The following is a 237-nucleotide window of genomic DNA, read 5'->3' as shown; positions in this document are numbered from 1 at the left end:
CGACATGCGGCGGGGGATCGACGTAATAGTGCGGGCAACTCACATTGACGCCGTTCACCGGTTCTACACCACTTAGAACCGGTTAGTCCGTGAAGATGTTTTCTGCGAAGGGTAACAGTTCGTGCAGGCGATCTTCCGGCCATTCCGGTAAGCGCGTCAGCACCGATTTTAACCACGTATACGGCTCAAGACCGTTCAATCGCGCGGTTTCCAGCAGTGAACCGTACCGGGTTTCTT

At 54.9% G+C, this 237-nt stretch carries 1 protein-coding gene; it reads right to left on the bottom strand.

Annotated features, from left to right (window positions below):
- Positions 1 to 82: 82 nt before the first annotated feature.
- Positions 83 to 237 (bottom strand): transposase domain-containing protein (locus tag U869_RS31305; RefSeq protein WP_025123952.1); only part of this gene is annotated, 155 nt, incomplete at its 5' end.

The sequence above is a fragment of the Serratia sp. H1w genome, assembly GCF_000633355.1.
In the GTDB taxonomy this organism is placed as follows: Bacteria; Pseudomonadota; Gammaproteobacteria; order Enterobacterales; family Enterobacteriaceae; genus Chania.
The sequence above is the reverse complement of the archived record's forward strand: the minus strand, read 5'-3'. Positions and strand labels throughout refer to the sequence as shown.